The following is a 20,031-nucleotide window of genomic DNA, read 5'->3' as shown; positions in this document are numbered from 1 at the left end:
CAGGCGGGCGGTGGCACCTCCGGTCGATCTCTCGTCTCGGTCGATGCCGCTCGGCGTGCCCACGGGTCCGTCGCGCCCGTGGATGTCGCGTTTCGGCCGAACTACTGTCGGGCAAATCTGGCGATAGATGGCTTCTGTAGGGTTATTTTGGCAATCAGGGACCGTCGGGGACGAATATCATTCTCCGTATTGTGATTAAAATGCAACTTCTATACCGGCATAGAAAGTATTATTATTCACGTCCACAAGTGTTTCAATGAGTCACCGTACCATGGTGGCACAAATACAATGACTCTGAATCGAACGCAGATCGTCGCGGTACTGTTCGCGGTCCTGATGGCAGGCGCCGTCTTCGCGCCGCTCGGAGCGGCGTCCGGGGGATCGGTTTCCTCGACGGCCCTGGCGTCGGACGCGACAGCGACCGACACGACTCCGGCACAGATCGACGAATCGCTTCACAACGAAGAGGGCGAGACCGAACTCATGCTGTTCCTGTCGGAACTCCCGCAGACGGCCCGACAGCAGAGCGCAGAAGAGTTCGAAGCAACGCTGAAGTCGCACGCGGAGACGACTCAGGAGCCCGTTCTCGACTCGCTGGACACGCTCGACGCCGTCCAGGTCGAGGACACCTTCTGGATTCGCAGTGCTATCAAGGTGACGGCTGACCTCGATCAGGTCGACCTCGAGACGCTGGCATCCATCGAGGGTGTCCAGAGCGTCGAGCCGCACATCATGGTCGATCCGCCCCAACCCGTCGAGGTCACCAAGAACGTCGAACCGTCGGGCTCCGCCCCGACCTACGGGCTCGAACAGATTCGCGCGCCCGAGACGTGGGAGGAATTCGGCGCGACCGGGCAGGGTGTCCGCGTCGTCGTCGCCGACACGGGCGTCGACGCCGACCACCCGGACATTGACCTCGCGGACTGGTACGATCCGATGACCGGTTCCGACACGCCGTCGGACAGTCACGGTCACGGCACCCACACCAGCGGCACGGCCACCGGTGGCGACTCCTCCGGAACGGCCATCGGCGTCGCTCCGGACGCGGAACTCGCACACGTGAAGGTGTGCGGTTCGTCGGGCTGTGGCGGGGACGCGATCATGGAGTCGTTCCAGATCGCGATCGACACCGACTCGGACGTCATCAACCTGAGCCTCGGCGGCGGGGTGACGGGTTCGTACGTCGACACCGTCTACAACGCGATGGATTCCGGCGTGCTGGTCGTCTCGTCGATCGGTAACGACGGCGAGGGAACGGCCGGCTCGCCCGGTGCGGTCTACGACTCGATCGCCAGCGGTGCGACCAACGAGAACGAGGAGGTCACCAGCTTCTCCGGCGGCAAGACGATGTCGGAGGGTGACTTCGGCGGCAACTGGATGGACCACTGGCCGTCCGGCGAGTTCATCACGCCGGACATCGCCGCGCCCGGTGCGCAGATCACGAGCGCCCAGCCCGGCGGCGGCTACCAGGAAATGTCCGGGACGTCGATGTCCTCGCCGCACAAGGCCGGTGCGGCTGCAGTGATCCTGTCGGCCAACCCGGACCTCGGTCCGTGGGAGGTCCAGGACCTGATGATGGAGACGGCCTGGAAGCCCGACTCCTGGGATCCGAACGACGCGATGGCGTACAACCCCGACACCGGCCGTGACACCCGATACGGCACGGGTATCATCGACCTCTACGCGGCGGTCGAGCAGGCCGGCGGTGGCGGCGCCCAGGGGACGATCGAGGGCACGGTGACCGACGAGAGCGGCGCGGCCATCGAGGGCGCGACGGTCTCGGCGGGGACGTCGAGCACGCAGACCGATTCGAGCGGTAACTACGAACTGACGGTCAGCGCGGACACGCACACGGTGACGGCGGAGGCCTCGGGCTACGAATCCTCGAGCCAGTCGGTGACGGTCGGCGAGGAGGAGACGGTACGCGCCGACTTCACGCTGGCCGAATTCGAGGGTTACACCGTCGGCGTCGTCAGCGACGGCTCCTACGGTAGCGACGTCGCGAGCATGCTCGAGGGCGAGTTCGGCTCCGACGTGATGATCGAGTCGATCTCCTCGTCGGAGGCGATCGACAGCGACCACGACGTCTACGTCGTGCAGAACATCCAGAACAACGCGCAGGCGTTCTACGACGCGACGAGCGGTAGCGACACGGGCGTCGTCTACCTGGACCAGTGGAGCCAGGACAGCTCTGGCCCGAACGGCGTCGAGCAGCTCGCCTCGGTGAGCAGCGCGGTCGACGGCGTCTCGGACGACTACCAGAGCGGCGCGGACGGGCCGTACTACGCGGTCCAGAACTCGCACCCGATCGTCGAGGGTCTGGGCGACTCGATCGAGATCCACACCAGCGGCGACTCGGACCACGCCTGGGCGACGGGCACGAGCTACGACGTGATCGCCGACGTCGAGGTCGACGGTTCGTCCGTCGGGACCGGCCTGGCGGTCGACGAATCGAGTTCGACGGTGCTGGCGACGTCGTCGGGGCTGAACGAGTACGTGGGATCGGGCGATCACACGTCCGATTCGGTGACGCTGCTGGCGAACGCGGTTGATTACCTCGCGTCGGGCGAGGACGACCCCGAGCCGGAAGGCTCCATCCAGCTGAGCGACGCCTCTGGCAGCGCGGGTGACGAAGTGACGGTGACGCTTTCGAGCGACGTCGCGGACGTCTCGGGCTACCAGGCCGAGATCAACTACGACTCGAGCGTCGTCGACTTCGTGAGCGCGAGCGGGGTCGACCTCGACGACCCGCAGGTCAACGACGAGAGCGGGACGCTGGGCCTGGCGGTGAGCGGGTCGAGCAGTGTCGACGCGCCGGCGATGGCGGAACTGACGTTCGAGCTGACCGGCTCGGCGGGCGACTCGACGCAGCTGAGCTTCGGCGAGTCGAACACGGAACTGGCGGCTGGCGGCGAAATCGTCCAGCCCTCGGAGTACCGCGCCGGTACGATCGACGTCTCCGACGGCGGCGCGCCGCCGGAGGGCTTCATCCGCGTGGGTGACGCGTCGGCCGGCGAAGGCGGCGAGGTCACGGTGTCGCTCGATACCGACCTCGACAACATCGCCGGTTACCAGGCGGAACTGAACTACGACGATTCGGTGGTCAGCTTCGTCGAGGCCTCGGGCGTCGACATCGCCGACCCGACGGTCAACGACGAGCCAGGCACGCTGACGCTGTCGGCGAGCCAGACGAACGGCGTCGACGCGCCGACGCTGGCCGACCTGACGTTCGAGTTGACCGGCTCGGCGGGCGACACGACGACGGTCAGCTTCAACGAGGACTTCACGCAGCTGAACACCGAAGATAGCGTGGTCCAGCCGGCCGATTACATCGCCGGCGAACTGTCGATCGAGGAAGGCTGTGGACTGATGGGCGACGTCGACGGTGACGGGCAGGTAACGTCGCTCGACGCGACGAAGACCCAGCAGCACATCGCCGGCCTCGATCCGGGCAACTTCAACGAGGACTGTGCGGACCTCACCGAAGACGGTCAGATCACGCCGGCCGACGTGACGGCGATCCACCAGACGATCGTCGGCATGACGGCCTGAGGCGCGACTGACCCCCGGTTCGATCTTTTTTCGTTATTTTTCCCCGCGGAGAGCGCTCGCTCCGTCAGTTTGATCCCGGCTGGGCTTCGACGACACCGACTCGCTCGTCCACGCGGTCGAAGTATCCATGTGTAGTAGAATTAATAGTAAATTACTATATCCTCGAAATAAAATATGGGGACGCCTATCTCCACAGATAGTGAGCCACCCATGAACGCGAACACGAACCGGCTGTTGGCGATCGTGCTGGCCGCACTGATGCTGGGGGCGGTCTTCGCCCCGCTCGGTGTGGCAACTAGCGGTCCGGTCGCGACGTCGGCCGACGACGCGATCGCGAACTCGTCGACAGCCTCGATCCACGAATCGCTCGAAACCGAAACCGGCGAGACCGAACTCATCCTGCTCCTGCCCGATATCGACGAGCAGGTGCGCCAGCAATCGGCGGACGCGGTGGTCTCGGCGCTGCAGTCGAAGGCCGACGCCACGCAAGAACCGGTCCTCGACGCGCTCCGATCCTACGACGCCGTAACCGTCGAGAAGACCTTCTGGATCCGGAACGCGATCCACGTGACGGCCGACCTCGACGAAGTCGATCTCGAGACGCTGGCCGAGATCGACGGCATCGAGGCCATCGAGCCGAACGCCGAGACCTCCCTTCCAGAACCCGTCGAGGTCACCGAGGACGTCGAACCGTCGGGGACCGCCCCGACCTACGGGCTCGAGCAGATCAACGCGCCCGAGACGTGGGAGGACTTCGGCGCGACCGGCGAGGGCGTGCGCGTCGTCGTCGCCGACAGCGGGGTCGCCGGCGACCACCCCGATATCGACATGGACGATCAGGATCCGTGGTTCGATCCGGAACAGGGTACCTCCGAACCCGTCGACAATCACGGGCACGGCACGCACGTCAGCGGGACGGTCGCTGGCGGCGACTCCTCGGGGACGGCGATCGGCGTCGCGCCCGACGCGGAGATCGCCGGAGCGCGAGCCTGCGGCCAGAGTTGCACCGTCAGCAACGTCATCGACTCCATCCAGTGGGCCGTCGACACCGACTCGGACGTGGTCAACCTGAGCCTCGGCTTCGGCCTCGGCTCCTACGCCGACACGGTCAACAACGCGATGGACGCGGGCACGCTCATCGTCGCTTCGATCGGTAACTCGGGCGAGGGAACCGCGGGTTCGCCCGGTGCGCCGTGGGACTCGATCGCCAGCGGTGCGACCAACGAGAACGAGGATGTCACCGACTTCTCCGGCGGGCAGTTCCTCGAGGAGGGTGACTTCAACGGTAACTACCTGAGTCACTGGCCGTCGGACGGATACATCACGCCGGACATCGCCGCGCCCGGCTCCCAGGTGCTGAGCGCCCAGCCCGGCGGCGGCTACCAGGAAATGTCCGGGACGTCGATGTCCTCGCCGCACAAGGCCGGTGCGGCTGCAGTGATCCTGTCGGCCAACCCGGACCTCGGCCCCTACGAGGTCAAGGACCTGATGATGGAGACGGCCCGGAAGCCCGACGACTGGGATCCGAACAGCGCCCAGTGGTACAACCCGGACACCGGCCGCGACTCCCGCTACGGAACGGGGATCATCGACCTCTACGCGGCGGTCGAGCAGGCCGGCGGTGGCGGCGCCCAAGGGACGATCGAGGGCACGGTGACCGACGAGAGCGGCGCGGCCATCGAGGGCGCGACGGTCTCGGCGGGGACGTCGAGCACGCAGACGGACTCGAACGGCGAGTACGAACTGACGGTCAGCGCGGACACGCACACGGTGACGGCGGAGGCCTCGGGTTACGAATCCTCGAGCCAGTCGGTGACGGTCGGCGAGGAGGAGACGGTACGCGCCGACTTCACGCTGGCCGAATTCGAGGGTTACACCGTCGGCGTCGTCAGCGACGGCTCCTACGGTAGCGACGTCGCGAGCATGCTCGAGGGCGAGTTCGGCTCCGACGTGATGATCGAGTCGATCTCCTCGTCGGAGGCGATCGACAGCGACCACGACGTCTACGTCGTGCAGAACATCCAGAACAACGCGCAGGCGTTCTACGACGCGACGAGCGGTAGCGACACGGGCGTCGTCTACCTGGACCAGTGGAGCCAGGACAGCTCTGGCCCGAACGGCGTCGAGCAGCTCGCCTCGGTGAGCAGCGCGGTCGACGGCGTCTCGGACGACTACCAGAGCGGCGCGGACGGGCCGTACTACGCGGTCCAGAACTCGCACCCGATCGTCGAGGGTCTGGGCGACTCGATCGAGATCCACACCAGCGGCGACTCGGACCACGCCTGGGCGACGGGCACGAGCTACGACGTGATCGCCGACGTCGAGGTCGACGGTTCGTCCGTCGGGACCGGCCTGGCGGTCGACGAATCGAGTTCGACGGTGCTGGCGACGTCGTCGGGGCTGAACGAGTACGTGGGATCGGGCGATCACACGTCCGATTCGGTGACGCTGCTGGCGAACGCGGTTGATTACCTCGCGTCGGGCGAGGACGACCCCGAGCCGGAAGGCTCCATCCAGCTGAGCGACGCCTCTGGCAGCGCGGGTGACGAAGTGACGGTGACGCTTTCGAGCGACGTCGCGGACGTCTCGGGCTACCAGGCCGAGATCAACTACGACTCGAGCGTCGTCGACTTCGTGAGCGCGAGCGGGGTCGACCTCGACGACCCGCAGGTCAACGACGAGAGCGGGACGCTGGGCCTGGCGGTGAGCGGGTCGAGCAGTGTCGACGCGCCGGCGATGGCGGAACTGACGTTCGAGCTGACCGGCTCGGCGGGCGACTCGACGCAGCTGAGCTTCGGCGAGTCGAACACGGAACTGGCGGCTGGCGGCGAAATCGTCCAGCCGGCAGAGTACCTCGCCGGTACGGTCGACGTCGGCGAGGGCGACCCCGGCGAGTGTGACCTCCCCGGTGACGTCGACGGCGACGGCCAGGTGTCGTCACTCGACGCGACGAAGACCCAGCAGCACATCGCCGGCCTCGATCCGGGCAACTTCAACGAGAACTGTGCGGACCTGGACGGCGACGGTCAGATCACGCCGGCCGACGTGACGGCGATCCACCAGACGATCGTCGGCATGACGGCCTGAGACGCGACTGACCCGCGGTTCGATTCGGTTTCGTTATTTTTCGCCGCCGCGAGTGACCCGAGCGGGCGTTTGGAGCCGGACATCCGGCTGAGCGACGCTTCGGACGCGGCGGGCGAGCAGGTGACGGTCGAACTCGAATCGGACGGCGCCGACGTCTGGGGGTACCGGGCGGAGATCAGCTACGACGCGAGCGTCGTCGACTTCGTCGCAGCCTCGGGCGTCGATCTGCCCGATCCGCAGGTGACAGACGAGAGCGGGACGCTCGACGCGTCGGCAAGCCAGTCTTCGGGCGTCGGTGGGCCGACGCTGGCCGAGTTGACGTTCGAACTGACCGGTTCGGCGGGTGACTCGACGCAGCTGAGCTTCGACGAGTCGAACACGGAGCTGGCGGCTGGCGACGAAATCGTCCAGCCCTCGGCGTACCGCGCCGGTACGGTCGACGTCGGCGAGGGCGACCCCGGCGAGTGTGACCTCCCCGGTGACGTCGACGGCGACGGCCAGGTGTCGTCGCTCGACGCGACGAAGACCCAGCAGCAAATCGCGGGTCTCGAACCCGGCAACTTCGACGAGGCCTGTGCGGTTTTCAACGGTGACGACCAGATTACGCCGGCCGACGTGACGCCGATCCACCAGACGACCGTCGGCACGACGGTCTGAGACCCGACGACGGTGGATCGGACCCGTCAACGTCCCTTCAGTTGTTCGATATCACGAGTCCCGCACACCCAGCGACGCGCGGTTCCGTTCGCGCCGATCGCTCTCGGTGGCGACCGGTCCGCCCTCTATCCGATTCGGTCGTGCGAACGGTCGCCACACCTCCGGGCATCGGGGGTCGGCGCGATGGAACACGCTCTTTTTCTCCCTCCTAATGGAAAATTATAATACGCTTCTTCCACAGTACAATAAGGTGTGAGCCACTCGTGTTACAACACCTTTCGCAGCGAAACCGAATAGCCGTCGTCGCCATCGCACTGAGCGTTCTGTTGGTCGGAGCCGCGCTCGGCCCCGTCGGCGGGGCCGTCGCGGACCGAACGGACACGATCGGCGCCGCTGACGGGGTGGCGGCCGTCGAGGCCGAACAGGTCGACGGGACGCTCTCGCTCGTCTCCGGCTCGTCGAGCGACGGAAGCGCGACGGTCACGCTCGAGACCGACGTCGAAGCGGTTGCGGGGTACCAGGCGAACGTCACGTTCGATCCGGACGTCGTCCAGGTCGAGTCGGTTTCGGGCGTCGACATGAGCGATCCGGTCGTCAACGTCGACAACGAGGCGGGTTGGGTGTCGTTCACCCAGAGCCAGGCCACCAGTACCGAGGCGCCGACGCTCGCGGAGATCACGTTCGACGTCGTCGAATCGGGCGAGACGGAGTTGGCGTTCGTCGCCGACGACTCGCTCGTGAACAACGAAAGCACGATGCTGGCGCCCGAACTGGATGGCACCACGCTCGAGGTGGACGACTCGGGCGACGGCCTTCCAGGCTTTGGACCCCTCTCCGCGCTGGCCGCCGTTTGCGCGCTGCTCGTCGCCGCGAGCGCCCGTCGCGACTGACGATCGGGGGCGATTCCGACTGGCGACCGCCGACACACCGTGGCGTTCGACGCCCTGACTCGAGGCCGTCGCTACCCTCGGCGGATCGGTCGCCCATCCGTGCATCTTCGCTTTCGCCTGCGAGTCGCCGACGCTGTCCGATAACCGCTCGCAGAGAGCGTTCATTTCGAGCTACCAAGTGGTCTATTCAATATCGAGATTGGAAAGATACATTATCGTATGGCTGCATGGATACCACTGTGTGGCTACCCGAGTTCGAGACGATGGGCAGGCCGTCCGCGACACGACCGGCGATCGTCGCCACGATCGTGCTGGTGAGTGCGTTGCTGGTCGTCTCACCCGCCGGCGCGGTCGACGAACGGGTCGATCCGGCGAGCGGCGAGGCGGCGATGGAGCGTCAGTCGTCGAACGCGACGCTGTCGCTTGCGGTCGCCGAGCGAAGTAGCGATCGGATCACGGTTCGACTCTCGACGGACGCGACGGACGTCGCGGGTTACGGCGCGAACGTCACGTTCGATCCGGCTGCGCTCGCGGTCGAGTCGGTCTCGGGCGTCGACATGAGCGATCCGATCGTCAATCGCAACAACGAGGCGGGCTGGGTGTTTCTCACCCAGAGTCGGGCTCGCGGGGTCGACCAGCCGACGCTGGCCGAGATCACCTTCTCCGTTCGGCAACCGGGCGAGACGCAACTCTCGTTCGTCGACGGTGCCTCGACGGTGAACAACGGGCAGGTGCCGCCCGAACAGATTCCGGTAGATCCTGTCGGAACGACGGTCTCCGCCGGGGGTGCCGGCGACGGTGCCGACGGCGGTGGTTCGGTCGGCGACGGTACGGACGGGGGTGCCGGCTCGACCGGAGACGGCTCGACCGGTGCTCGCATCGACGAGGACGCCCACTTCGCGGTGATCCCCGTCCTGATCCTCGTCCCGACGTTGATCGCTATCTGCGCGCTGTTCGTCGCGTCGTCGCTTCGACGCCGATTCTGACCGCACTCTTGGTTCCCTTCCGGCTGCACGTGGGTAACGTGACGCGGACGGGCGGGCGAAATTCGCGTATCGACTGTCGCAGACGAACCTGCCGGGGTTTCTTCGATACATAACCGCTCCAACTGTGTATTTCGTCGGATTCTACTCCCTCCGACTTTTTATCGCATTCAATAAGATATATTACCGCTGAGTAAATTGTAGAATAAGAGGGGAACACAGTGTTAGAAAGGACCGATGGGGTGAACGCGGTGGACGTCGTGCTCGTCGTCACGATCGCGCTGGTCGGCATCGGGTTGATCGTGCCGGCCGCTGGTGCGGTCGACGTGCGCGAACTGTCAGCCGACGAGCCGATCGACGGAACTGGCGATTCGACCGAGAACGCCTTCTCGCTCGTGGCGGGGGAACAGGATGGCGATCAGATTACCGTGACGGCCCGGACGAACGCCACAGACGTGGCGGGCTACGGTGCTGAAGTGACGTTCGATCCGGATATCGTCGAGGTCGAGTCGGTCTCGGGCGTCGATATGAGCGATCCGGTGACGAACATCGACAACGCCAACGGGTCGGTCTTCTTCACGCAGAGTCAAGCGAGCGGGATCGACTCGCCCGAACTCGCAGCGATCACGTTCAATGTCCTTGCGGCAGGCGAGACGGAACTGGCGTTCGTCGAGCGGGAGACGACGATGAACGACGGTCAGTCGCCGCCGGAGCCGATCCCGTTCGAGCCGGTCGGCACGACCATATCCGTCGAGGGCGATGGCGGCGAGGAGCCGCCCGAAAATACGTTCTCGCTCGAGGCTGGCCAGCAAGACGGTGACCAGGTCACGGTCACAGCCCGGACGAACGCCACAGACGTCGCGGGCTACGGGGCGAACGTCACGTTCGATCCGGATATCGTCGAGGTCGCGTCCGTCTCGGGCGTGGACATGAGCGATCCGACGACGAACGTCAACAACGAGGACGGCTGGGTATTCTTCACGCAGAGCCAGGCGAGCGGTATCGACGCGCCCGAACTGGCCGAGATCACGTTCGACGTGGCCGCGACGGGTGAGACGGAGCTGTCGTTCGTCGGGGCGGACACGACGCTGAACGACGGGCAGTCGCCGCCGGAGCCGATCCCGTTCGAGCCGGTCGGCACGACCATTTCCGTCGAGGACGAGGGTGATGACGAGTCGCCGACGGAGACGCTCTCGCTCGTGGCGGGCGAGCAGGATGGCGAGCGGATCCCCGTCACGCTCGAGACGACGGTCGCGAATACGGCCGGCTACCAGGCCAACGTAACGTTCGACCCCGGGGTCGTCGAGGTCGCGTCCGTTTCGGGCGTCGACATGGCCGACCCGGTGACGAACGTCGACAACGAGTCGGGTTGGGTCTCCATCACGCAAAGCCAGGCCACGGGCGTCGACGCACCGACGCTCGCGACGATCGCGTTCGACGTCGTCGAGGCGGGCGAGACGGACCTCGAATTCGTCGAGGCGGACTCCCTCGTCAATAACGAGAGCGAACGGGTCCCAGTCGACTACAATGGAACGACCGTTTCCGTCGAGGAGGATTCGGACGACGGCGGTGGCGGCCCGACCCTCCCGCCGCCGACGCCCGACCCGGCCGAGTTCGAGTTCGAGATCCAGAAGGCCCCGGTCTCGACGCTTACGGTCGGCGAGTCGATCGAGGTGCCGGTGGCGGTCACCAACGTCGGCGAGGAGGCTGGCGAGTACGAACTGACGCTGGCGAACGAGTCGGCGGCGATCGTCACCGAAACGGTCTCGCTCGACGGCGGGGCGTCGACGACGGTCACGTTCGAGCACACGTTCGAATCGGCGGGAACGTACGCCCTGTCGCTCAACGACGAGTCGCTCGGATCGATCGAGGTCACGGAGTCGACGGACCGGTCGGACGAGAGCGACGACCGATCGGACGAGGGTGACGACGGAGCGTCGGACGGCGACCAGTCCGACGGTGGCGACGACGGAGCCGACGGTGCCGATGCCACGGGTCCCGACACCGGATCGGGCGACAGCATCCCCGGATTCGGCGTCGTGGCCGGGGTGACGGCCGTGCTCGCGTTCGCGCTGGTGACTCGACGACGATGATTCCGCGGGCGACCCTCCCAGCGCGACGGGTCGCCGGTCGCGGCCGCCGGTCCACGGGCGTGCGCATCGATTACGGTCTGTTCACCGTTTTCTGCCGGTGAGGTTCGGACGTCGCCAGATTCAACCCGGTGCGGTGCTCGTTTTTGCCGATCCCCTCCGACGAGGACGGCGCCTGCACCACTCTCGGGGACGGCGCCGCTCGCTTCGCAATCTGGCGTTTATACCTACCGGTCGACGGCTAATTTGACCATCATTCATAGTGTTTTTATTCACGCGCTAACATTCGGGATTAACCATCCTCAGAGATGGTAGAAAATGCATGAACGCGCGCACGACGCAACTCATCGCCGTACTGTTCGCCGCGCTCCTGATCGGTGTCGTATTCTCACCGCCGGGGGTAACAGCCGAGCCGTCGCTCGGTTCGAAGACGGGCATCGACCCTGGCTCCCCGTCTCCGACGGACGCGGCCGAGATTCACGATTCCCTCTCGAACGAATCCGGCGAGACGGAACTGTTCCTCGTTCTTCCGGACGCGCCCGAGGTCGACCGGCGGGGCGGGCCCGACGCGGTGGTCGACGCGCTGCAGTCGACGGCCGACCGAACGCAGGGTCCGGTCATCGAGGCGCTCGATGACTACGACGCCGTGACGGTCGAAGAGACCTTCTGGATTCGCAACAGCGTCCTCGTCACCGCCGACCTCGACGAGATCGACCTGGAGACGCTCGCCACGATCGACGGCGTCGAGCGCATCGAACCCAACGTCGTCTTCGACGCCCCCGAGCCCGTCGAGGCGACGCCGGCCGACGATGCGCGTGACGACAACGTCACCTATGGACTGGATCTGATCGACGCGCCCGAGGTCTGGGAGGACTTCGGGGCAACTGGCGAGGGCGTTCGCGTCGCCGTCGCGGACACCGGCGTCTACACCGACCACCCCGACGTCGAACTCGCGGCGGAGGACGGCTGGTACGATCCGATGAGCGACTCCGCGGAACCGGTCGACGACTTCGGCCACGGCACGCACGTCACCGGAACGATTTCCGGCGGTAACGCCTCGGGGACGGCGATCGGCGTCGCGCCCGACGTCGAGATCGGGGCAGTCAGGGTCTGTAACGCCCTGGGGTGCTCCAGCGATGCGATCGTCGAATCGTTCGAGTGGGCCGTCGAGACCGACTCGGACATCGTCAACTACAGCCTCGGCGTCGGGGCGTACGGCATCTACGCCGAGTCAGTCTACAATACGATGGACGCGGGCACGCTCGTCGTCGCCGGCGCCGGAAACGAGGGTGACGGCGACGCCATCTCGCCCGCCGCTCCCTGGGATTCGCTCTCCGTCGGGGCCGTCGCGGAGAACCGTAGCGTCGCCGGGTTCTCGAGCGGCGACAAGATCGAGGAGAGCGACTTCGGCGGCCTCTGGCGGGACCGCTGGCCGGAGGGATCCTACATCGTCCCCGACGCGGCCACGCCCGGCGTCGACGTCTACAGCGCGAACTCCGCCAACGGGCAGATGCCCGGCTGTGACGGTGCGGAGTACTGCGAGGTCAGCGGCACGTCGATGGCGACGCCGCACATGACCGGTATCGCGGCGCTGGCCCTGTCGGCGGACCCCTCCCTCGGCCCGTGGGAACTCAGAGAGCAACTCCCCGAATCGACCTGGAAGCCCGACGATTGGGACCCCGACGAGGCCCAGCACTACAACCCGGATACCGGACGCGACTCCCGGTACGGCGTCGGCATCGTCGACGCCTACGAGGCCGTGAGCCAGGTCGCCGATCCGGGCCCGCCCGAAGAAGCCGAATTCGCCGTCTCGATCGACGGCACGAACGCGCCGGTGACGGAAGGCGAGAACCTGACCGTCGACGCGATCATCGAGAACGTCGGTAACGCGAGCGGTGACGACACGATCGAACTCGCCGACTTCGACGGGATTGTCGTCGACAGTCAGTCGGTCGCGCTCGAGGCGGGCGCGTCGACGACGGTCGAACTGAACTGGAGTACGGAGTCCGGAGACGCCGGCTCCGGCGAGGTGACCGTCAGCAGCGGCGACCACAGCGACTCGGCGTCGGTCGAGATCGACCCGGATGAGTCCGATCCCGGCTGTGAGCTGCCGGGCGACGTCGACGGCGACGGGCAGGTGTCCTCGCTCGACGCGACGAAGACCCAGCAACACATCGCCGGTCTGGATCCGGGCACCTTCGAGGAGGCCTGTGCGGACCTGACCGGCGACGGCCAAATTACGCCGGCGGACGTCACCGCGATCCACCAGACGATCGTCGGCGCCTCGACCTAGCCTCGCGAATCCGTGTCGGCGATTTTCGATCCCGTCTCGGTTTCGCTGCGGTACCGGCGCGTCACGGACGTTCGACCCGTCGCAGGCGCTGATCTCGCCCCGTCCCGGACCTTTTCAATCAAAAATAACACTAATTTTAATCCTTCGGTAACATCTATAATGTTCGAGGTCCAAGAACGATGCACCATCGGACCAGATGGCCCATCCATCCATGAAGCGGAATATGACTCGACTGCTCGCCGTTTCGCTGGCTTTGCTCCTCGTGGGCGCGACCTTCGCGCCGATCGCGGGGGCGGTCAGCGGGACCGCGACGTCGACGGACGTCGGCGCATCGGCGACAGCAGTATCTGGCGCGGACGACATCGACGCATCGATCGCGAAACACGGTTCCGAATCGACGAACGAGGTCGCTTCGACCGCGGCGGTCACTGTCGGCGTCGTCGGCGACGGCGCGTACGCGGCCGACGTCGCCGGCATGATCGAGGACGCCTCCGGGGGCGAAATCAGCGCGGAGGTCGTCTCCGGCGACGAGGCTGCCGGCGCCGGCTACAGCGTCTACGTCGTCCAGCACATCGACGACGCCGCCGTCGAAGACTTCGTCGAGGCGACGAGTAGTGCCGACGTCGGCGTCGTCTACCTCGATCAGTGGAACGAGGCGAGCCAGGACGCCAACGGCGTCGAACAGTTCGCTTCCGTCAGCGACGCCGTCGATCGGGTCGAGGGCGACTACGATCCGAACGAGAGCGCGGACGGGCCGAACTACGTCGTGACGGATTCGCACCCGATCGTCGAGGACTACGCCGTCGGCGAGTCGATCCCGATCCACACCGAGCCGTTCGCCGATCACGCCTGGATCAACGGGACGACGTTCGACGCCATCGCCGACGTCTCCGTGGACGGCGAGACGAAGGGCGTCGGCCTCGCGGTCGACGATTCGAGCGCCACCGTCCTCGCGGCCTCCTCGGGCCTCAACCAGTACGCCAACGCCACCGCCCACACCGACGCCGCCGCCTCGCTGCTGGCCAGCGCCGTCGCGCACGTGAACCCGACGCCGGACGAGGGATTCATCCGCGCCGGTGACGCGACGGCGGCCGAAGGCCAGACGGCGACCGTCTCGCTCGATACCGACCTCGAGAACATCGCCGGCTACCAGGCCCGGCTGAACTACGATCCGTCCGTCGTCTCGTTCGTCGAAGCGTCGGGCGTCGACATCGCCGACCCGACGGTCAACGACGACGAGGGCACGCTGACGCTCTCGGCGAGCCAGACGAACGGCGTCGACGCGCCGACGCTCGCGGACCTGACCTTCGAGGTGGTCGGCTCGACGGGTGAGGCGACCGACCTCACCTTCGACGCCGACTTCACGCAACTCAACACCGAGGACGCGATCGTCCAGCCCGCCGAGTACGTCGCGGGCTCCATCGCGGTCGAAACCGATACGCCGCCGGAGGGCTTCATCCGGCTGGGTGAGGCCGAGGCGAGTGCGGGCCAGACGGCGACGGTTTCGCTCGATACGGACCGCGAGAACATCGCGGGCTACCAGGCTCGCATCGACTACGATCCGTCGGTCGTCGCGTTCGTCGAGGCCGCTGGCGTGGACATCAACGATCCGACGGTCAACGCCGAGAACGGGACGCTGACGCTGTCGGCGAGCCAGGCCCAGGGCGTGGACGCGCCGACGCTCGCGAACCTGACGTTCGAGGCGGTCGGCTCGGCGGGTGACGCGACGGATCTCACCTTCGACACCGAGTTTACCCGGCTCAACACCGAGGACGCGATCGTCCAGCCCGCGGAGTACCTCGACGGCAGCGTCACCGTCGGCGAGTCCGCCTGTGAACTGCCGGGCGACGTGGACGGCGACGGGCAGGTGACGTCGATCGACGCGACGAAGACTCAGCAGCACATCGTGGGTATGGACCCCGGCAACTTCAACGAAGCCTGTGCGGATCTGAACGGCGACGGCGAGATCACGCCGGCGGACGTGACCCAGATCCAGCAGATCATCGTCGGGATCGAGAGCTGATCCGGGACGGTTCGATCGAGATTCCTACTCGAATCGAGCGGCTCCGTTCCGGACTATTCGGCCCGACCTCGTCGCGTCTCTTTTCGCGCGTATTCGTCGCACCCCGTCTCGCTGGCAGGTTTTTCACATCCAACATAGTAATTATAATTTATTATTTCTAGAAAAGAATTATTATGCCGTCGAGGAAAGGTTATATCCAGAACGATTCAGATGACTCCGAAACGACTTATCGCCCTCGTCCTGGCTGTCCTGGTGCTCGGGACCGTCTTCGCACCGCTAGGAGCGGCGAGCCCGACAACGCTCGATCCCCAGGCCACCGAGCCCGCGGACGTGGCCGACGCGACGGCACAGATCGACGACTCACTCTTCGACGAATCGGGAGAGACCGACCTCTTCCTATATCTGCCGGACGTCGGCGAGGCGACCCGACAGACCGATCCCGAGGCGGTAGAATCGGCGCTGAAGTCGATCGCCGAGCGGACCCAGGGACCGGTGCTCGACGCGCTCGACGAGTACGATTCGGTGACCGTCGAGGATACGTTCTGGATCCGCAACAGCGTGCTCGTGACGGCGGATCTCGACGCGGTCGACCTCGAGACGCTGGCAGCGATCGACGGCGTCGAGCGGATCGAACCTCACGTTTCGGTTCCGGCGCCCGAACCCGTCGAGGCGACGTCGGTCGCGCACTCGCAGGACGATCACGTCACCTGGGGGTTGGACGCGATCAACGCCCCGGACGTCTGGGGTGAGTTCGGCGTGACTGGCGAGGGCGCCCGCGTCGTCGTCGCCGACACGGGCGTCGACGCCGACCATCCCGATATCGACCTCGCCGACGAGGACGGCTGGATCGATCTCGTCGGCGATGCCGACGACCCGGTCGACGACAGCGGCCACGGCACGCACGTCAGCGGGACCCTCGTCGGCGGAAACGCCACGGGCACCGCGATCGGCGTCGCGCCAGACGCCGAACTCGGCGTCGCCAGGGTCTGCGAGGTGGACGGCTGTCCGCTGGACGCGATCCTCGGATCGATCGAGTGGGCCGTCGAGACTGACGCGGACGTCATCAATCTGGCCATCCCCGGATCGGTCACCGGCGATACCGTCGACGCCGTCTACAACGCGATGGACGCGGGGACGCTCGTCGTGGCGTCGATCGGCGGCGACGGCGAGGGGACGGTCGCCTCGCCGGGCGCCGGCTACGACTCGATCGGCGTCGGGGCGACCGACGAGGACGGCGGCGTCGCGGATTTCTCCGGCGGCGACCGGCTGGACGAGGGCGACTTCGGCGGGAACTGGATGGACCACTGGCCCGAGGAGTCGTACGTCGCGCCGGACGTCGTGGCGCCCGGCGTCTACGTGCTGAGTGCCCAGCCGGGTGGCGAGTACGAGGAGTTTTCCGGCACTTCGATGGCCGCGGCGCACGTGGCGGGTGCCGCGGCGACGATACGCTCGGCCGATCCGACCGTCGACAGCTGGGCGATCCGGGAGCTGCTGGCGCAGACGGCCTGGAAGCCGGACGACTGGGACCCGACCGAGGCGCAGTACCACGACCCGGAAACCGGGCACGACTCCCGGTACGGGGTCGGCAGCATCGATCTGCACGCCGCCGTGAGCCGGGTCACCGAGCCCGATCCGCCGACGGAGCGGTTCCTCCGGCTCGGCAACGCTACCGCGGCCGAAGGTGACACCGCGACGGTTTCGCTGGACACCGACCTCGAGGGCATCGCCGGCTACCAGGCGCGCATCGACTACGATCCGTCCGTTGTCTCGTTCGTCGAAGCGTCGGGCGTCGACATCAACGATCCGACGGTCAACGACGAGAACGGGACGCTGACGCTGTCGGCGAGTCAGGCCCAGGGCGTGGACGCGCCGACGCTCGCCGAGGTAACCTTCGAGGCGGTCGGCTCGGCAGGTGATGCCACCGACCTGGTCTTCGATACCGAGTTCACGCGACTCTATACGGAAGATAGCATGGTCGAGCCCGCGGAGTACCTCGACGGCAGCATCGCTGTCGGCGAGTCCGCCTGTGAACTGCCGGGCGACGTGGACGGCGACGGGCAGGTGACGTCGATCGACGCGACGAAGACCCAGCAACACATCGTGGGCATGGATCCCGGCACCTTCAACGAAGCCTGTGCGGATCTGAACGGTGACGGCGAGATCACGCCCGCAGACGTGACCCGGATCCAGCAGATCATCGTCGGGATCGGAAGTTGAGGGCCGTCTAACCCCGGTGTGAACCCGTTTCGGTTGCGGCAGATCGTGACACTACTCGTATTTTCTCAGAAACTATTTTTACTAAATAAACTTAGTTCCGGGACGAGTCATCGCGACACGATGGCACGAGCACACATGAGATTGAGCAACACCCAACTGCTGGCGGTACTGTTCGCCGCGCTGCTGGCGGGGACGATGTTCGTCCCGCTCGGTGCGGCGACGCACCCGTTGTCGTCCGCCGACGACGCGGCGACGGACGCGGCGTCAGTACACGAATCGCTTTCGAACGCGTCCGGCGAGACCCAACTCCACCTGGTGTTACCGGACGTACCCGCCGTCGAGCGCCGGGGCGGGCCGGACGCGGTCGTCTCGGCCCTGCAGTCGACGGCCGAACGGACCCAGGAGCCGGTTATCGAGGCGGTCGAACGCTACGACGCGGTGACGGTCGAGGCGACGTACTGGATCCGAAATAGCGTCTTCGTGACGGCGGATCTGGACGAAATCGACCTCGAGACGCTGGCGGCGATCGACGGCGTCGAGCGCATCGAGCCGCGGGCGACGATCGAGACGCCGAAACCGGTCGCCGAGAACCCCGACCCCGAACCGACCGACGATCACGTCACCTGGGGGCTGGACGCGATCAACGCCCCGGACGTCTGGGAGGAGTTCGGCGTGACCGGCGAGGGCGCTCGCGTCGTCGTCGCCGACACCGGCGTCGATCCGACCCATCCGGATATCGATCTCGCCGAGGAGGACGGCTGGCTGGACCCGGCTCAGGGCTCCGACACGCCGGAGTATAGCAACGACCACGGCACGCACGTCAGCGGAACGGTCGCCGGCGGCAACGCCTCCGGAACGGCGATCGGCGTGGCTCCCGGCGTCGAACTCGCGCACGCGCGCGTCCTCGGCGGTGACGGAACCGGTCCCGACCCGCTCGTCGAAGCCTTCGAGTGGGCCGTCGAGACCGACTCGGACGTCATCAGCATGAGTCTCAGCGGCCAGACGACCGGCATGTACTCCGAGGTCGTCTACAACACGATGGACGCGGGCACGCTCGTCGTCTCCTCGATGGGGAACAACGGCGAGGGAACGGCGGGTGAACCCGGTTCGGGGTACGACACGGTCGGTAGCGGGTCGATCGCCGAAAACCTGGCCGTAACCGGCACCTCCGGCGGCGACAAGCTGACGGAGAGTGACTTCGGCGACAACTATCTCGACCACTGGCCCGACGGCGGCTACATCAAGCCGGACCTCGCGGCGCCCGGCTTCCTGGTGCTGAGCGCCGTCCCCGGCGGCGAGTACGAGGAGAAGGCCGGGACGTCGATGTCGACGCCGCACAAGGCCGGCACGGCGGCCCTGATCTTCTCGGCGAATCCAGACCTGACCGCCTGGGAGGTCAAAGACATCATGATGGAGACGGCCTGGAAGCCCGACGACTGGGATCCGAACGAGGCCCAGCACTACAACCCCGACACCGGTCGGGACTCCCGGTACGGCGTCGGCATCGTCGACGCCTACGCGGCGGTCGAGCGAGCGGGCGAACCCGAACCCGCCGAGTTCGACGTCTCGATCGACGGGACGAACGCGCCCGTGACCGAGGGCGACGAGCTGGTCGTCGACGCGACGGTCGAGAACGTCGGCGGCGAGAGCGGTGACGAGACGATCGAACTGGCCGACTTCGACGGCGCGGTCGTCGACAGCCGGTCGGTCTCGCTCGAGGCGGGCGCGTCGACGACGGTCGAGCTGACCTGGAACACCGACGTCGGCGACGCTGGCTCCGGCGAGGTGACCGTCAGCAGCGAAAACGACACCGCTTCGGCGGCCGTCGAAATCGAACCGGACGAATCCGACCCCGGCTGCGAACGGCCCGGTGACGTCGACGGCGACGGCGAAGTAAATTCGCTGGACGCGACGAAGACCCAGCAGCACATCGCCGGCCTCGATCCGGGCACCTTCGACGAGAACTGTGCGGACCTGACCGACGACGGCGCGATAACGCCGGCGGACGTGACGGCGATCCACCAGGCGATCGTCGGCTTCGCGGCCTGATACGGTCCCGAGCCGGTTTCGGTTCCTGCTCGACTCGAGCGGCTCGCGTTGGGAATGTTCGGCCCGATTATCTTCGAGTTTCCTGTGGTCTCCGCACCTTCCCAGCGTCCCGTTTCGTCGGTCGGAACGGGCACAAATTACGCCAGTAGCATAACTGATTTAATTAGTCGAATAGTGAACCAAACTGCCA

The 20,031-nt window shown here is 66.4% G+C and carries 10 protein-coding genes; all 10 read left to right on the top strand.

Features of this window, described 5'->3' with window-relative positions; genetic code table 11:
- Nucleotides 1-288: 288 nt before the first annotated feature.
- The 10 genes from MXA07_RS00475 to MXA07_RS00430 all read left to right on the top strand — a co-directional run bounded on the left by MXA07_RS00475 (nt 289) and on the right by MXA07_RS00430 (nt 19,841).
- Nucleotides 289-3,552, top strand: a complete 3,264-nt coding sequence (locus MXA07_RS00475) for a S8 family serine peptidase (RefSeq protein WP_247730088.1) — start codon at nt 289-291, stop codon at nt 3,550-3,552.
- Nucleotides 3,553-3,762: 210 nt separating this feature from the next.
- Nucleotides 3,763-6,639: a S8 family serine peptidase gene (locus tag MXA07_RS00470; RefSeq protein WP_247730087.1), complete on the top strand. Its 2,877-nt coding sequence runs from the start codon at nt 3,763-3,765 to the stop codon at nt 6,637-6,639.
- A 69-nt stretch (nt 6,640-6,708) separates the two neighbouring features.
- Complete coding sequence (locus MXA07_RS00465; RefSeq protein WP_247730086.1) at nt 6,709-7,296, top strand: cohesin domain-containing protein; 588 nt, start codon at nt 6,709-6,711, stop codon at nt 7,294-7,296.
- A 326-nt stretch (nt 7,297-7,622) separates the two neighbouring features.
- Nucleotides 7,623-8,186 (top strand): cohesin domain-containing protein, encoded by a 564-nt coding sequence (locus MXA07_RS00460; RefSeq protein ID WP_247730085.1) that lies wholly within the window; start codon nt 7,623-7,625, stop codon nt 8,184-8,186.
- A 239-nt stretch (nt 8,187-8,425) separates the two neighbouring features.
- On the top strand, nt 8,426-9,172 hold the full coding sequence (locus tag MXA07_RS00455) for a cohesin domain-containing protein (protein WP_247730084.1): 747 nt from the start codon (nt 8,426-8,428) through the stop codon (nt 9,170-9,172).
- A 248-nt stretch (nt 9,173-9,420) separates the two neighbouring features.
- The gene (locus MXA07_RS00450) at nt 9,421-11,262 is read left to right on the top strand and encodes a cohesin domain-containing protein (protein ID WP_247730083.1); all 1,842 of its coding nucleotides are present in this window, start codon (nt 9,421-9,423) and stop codon (nt 11,260-11,262) included.
- A 319-nt stretch (nt 11,263-11,581) separates the two neighbouring features.
- Nucleotides 11,582-13,552: a S8 family serine peptidase gene (locus MXA07_RS00445; protein WP_247730082.1), complete on the top strand. Its 1,971-nt coding sequence runs from the start codon at nt 11,582-11,584 to the stop codon at nt 13,550-13,552.
- A 223-nt stretch (nt 13,553-13,775) separates the two neighbouring features.
- The gene (locus MXA07_RS00440) at nt 13,776-15,575 is read left to right on the top strand and encodes a cohesin domain-containing protein (protein WP_247730081.1); all 1,800 of its coding nucleotides are present in this window, start codon (nt 13,776-13,778) and stop codon (nt 15,573-15,575) included.
- A 210-nt stretch (nt 15,576-15,785) separates the two neighbouring features.
- Nucleotides 15,786-17,792: a S8 family serine peptidase gene (locus MXA07_RS00435; RefSeq protein WP_247730080.1), complete on the top strand. Its 2,007-nt coding sequence runs from the start codon at nt 15,786-15,788 to the stop codon at nt 17,790-17,792.
- A 135-nt stretch (nt 17,793-17,927) separates the two neighbouring features.
- The gene (locus MXA07_RS00430; RefSeq protein ID WP_247730079.1) at nt 17,928-19,841 is read left to right on the top strand and encodes a S8 family serine peptidase; all 1,914 of its coding nucleotides are present in this window, start codon (nt 17,928-17,930) and stop codon (nt 19,839-19,841) included.
- Nucleotides 19,842-20,031 lie beyond the last annotated feature (190 nt).

Origin of the sequence: Halovivax limisalsi, from assembly GCF_023093535.1 — an archaeon.
Lineage (GTDB): Archaea > Halobacteriota > Halobacteria > Halobacteriales > Natrialbaceae > Halovivax > Halovivax limisalsi.
The sequence above is the reverse complement of the archived record's forward strand: the minus strand, read 5'-3'. Positions and strand labels throughout refer to the sequence as shown.